Source organism: Mycobacterium sp., assembly GCF_050701675.1.
GTDB lineage: Bacteria > Actinomycetota > Actinomycetes > Mycobacteriales > Mycobacteriaceae > Mycobacterium.
Window position 1 is genome coordinate 1 of record NZ_JBOGDD010000404.1, and the last position, 2,243, is coordinate 2,243.

Sequence of the window (2,243 nt, forward strand, 5' to 3'; positions counted from 1 at the left end):
CGGATTGGCGGCGTCGTACTTGATGCGCACTGCCCCGTCGCTGCTTTGTTGGACAACGGCTTCGGGTATGCCGACCTTGACCTGACCAGGCCCGCCAGTGTCATTCAGCTCGATCGACGGATTCTGCCGCACCACGACCAAACCATTCTCGTAATCGATGTAGGTCGTGACCTTGCTATCCGCCGGATCGAAGTGCGGGTCGGCCACTCTTCCATTGCCGAAGTCCCGCTTGAATGGCCCACTGATGACGTCCCGCTGCTCGATCCACTGTGAAGCACGGACCACTCCCTGACCGGGAACAGGCGCGATCCGGGTTACTCGGATCGCGGGTGCCACGCCCTGCACGTTCGGGTCATAGCTGTGCGGATCCAGCGCCGCCGCAGTTGTCCAGTCGGCAGACGATGCCGGCTCGCGCCCGAACACCTCCTTGAAGGCGTCTTTCTCATTCTGACGCCGGTTGGCCTCTGACTCGGCCTGTCCCGGTGGACCCTGTTTGAAGTCGACCGCTTTGATGCTCCCGTCGTCGGTCGCGTCACCTTCACCGTCGAACCGAATGCCTTGCAGTTCCGCAGCTTTCTGCGCCAGCTGCCGGCCAACAAGGCCATCAGTCTGAACGAGACGCTCGGCGTTCCAACGGATGTCTTCAGCGTGTTCGGTTGCCGCAGTGTGGCGGGCAGCAGCCGTGTCCGGATCAGAGCTGCGGGTGTCATTCACCGACAGGTCTTCGCTCACGCTGAAACCATCTGCCTCGGCCTCGCGAATCGCGTTCAAGGCTGCTCGCTGCGCCGCACGGACGTCACCGGCACCTCGTTCGGCGATGTCAGCGGCGCCCCGCTGAAGAGCGCCCTGCTGTCTCACCACCGCGAGATCGGTGGCGGCACGGTGTATAGCTGCATCTTTGGCCTCGCCAACCCATTCGGTGCCCCCGGGCGCGACGACGGTCGCACGATGCTGGTCGAACAGATCTTCGGATTGCGTTGCCGATGAACGCCACTGTGATGCGGCGTCGTTGAGGTGCGTGCTCTGCCAGCTTTGAAGCTGCGACTTGGTGAGCAATGGTGATGCCGTGGCCGCCGGGGTCACAACGACTCCGCGAGTCTTCCCCCCGCTTGAGTGTCCGTTGCGTCATATGCGTCGGCACCGACGAGCATCTCGGTGGCGTATTGCTCCACGCGGCGCGCTTGACGAGTTCGGACGCCACCCACGGCGCCGTTCAGCGCCGCCACGCCAGCGTGGCTGGGCTGACGACCAGAGGTTGAACCATCATCGCTGCGCGATGCTAGGTCGGAAGCAATAGCAATGCTGCGGCCCGCCCCCTGTCTCAAGCCCGCGGTATTAACCGACAATGGCATTCTTCGTCCGCCCCCTTGATCAGTACCAGCCATTCTGCCGCACGATGAGCGGGTGAACGCGCACCATTTACGAGCATTGCCTCAGCGTCCCGCGAGTAAGCAGCGGCGGGAGACCACGTCGTCACCCAGGACTTCGCGATCCACCACGCCACCGGCATCCGGGTGCGCGACCTGCCACCCGATGCGACGCGCTCCCGGCTGACTCCAAGCTGCGGTTCCCGCCCCTCCCCCTCGCACGCGTCCTACTCTCGGCCCATGCCAGAACAGTCCGTCGCGGTCGAGATCGCGCATCCACCGCAAGCACTGCTTCGCGCCTTCAATCCGGTGCTTCACCTCGCATTGCGCGCACCCGTCATCGGGCCCACGCTCAAGGACTTCATGGTCGTCAGCTTCACGGGCCGTAAGACCGGCCGTCGGTTCTCCGTGCCCCTCAGCGCGCACCAGATCGACGGCGACCTCTACGCCCTGTCGAGCGCCGGCTGGACGCACAACTTCCGCGACGGTGCGCCCGCCGAGGTGCTGCACGCGGGCGCGACGACGTCCATGCGCGGCCACCTCATCAAGGACCCCGCCATGGTCGCCCAGCTCGCCACGCGTGCCGCGACGTCCTACGGCGCGAAGAAGGCGCAGCGATCGATGGGACTGAAGTTCCGCGACAACGCGATGCCATCGGTCGAGCAGTTCACCGAAGCCTCGACCCGACTCGGGCTCGCCGCGATCAAGCTGACGCCGTCTTCCTGACCGCCGAGCGTTACTTGGTCGTCGACGACAACGGCCCCGACGTTGCTCGGCAGTCCTGCCGTAGCATCATCATCGGCCTGATTGCCTCATCGGCGAGGCATGCCCATTGGGGCGAGCTGTCGGTGTTCTCAGTTCGTCATGGTCGCTGGA

General features: G+C 64.8%; 2 protein-coding genes. One reads left to right on the forward strand and one right to left on the reverse strand.

The window, feature by feature from the left end; all coding sequences use genetic code 11:
* On the reverse strand, positions 1 to 1,083 hold a 1,083-nt coding region (locus tag ACRDUX_RS12255), incomplete at its 3' end, for a hypothetical protein (protein WP_526414237.1).
* 524 nt (positions 1,084 to 1,607) lie between these two features.
* On the opposite strand from ACRDUX_RS12255, the gene ACRDUX_RS12260 reads away from it, so the two are divergent.
* Positions 1,608 to 2,093: a hypothetical protein gene (locus ACRDUX_RS12260; protein WP_526414239.1), complete on the forward strand. Its 486-nt coding sequence runs from the start codon at positions 1,608 to 1,610 to the stop codon at positions 2,091 to 2,093.
* The last annotated feature ends 150 nt before the right edge of the window (positions 2,094 to 2,243 follow it).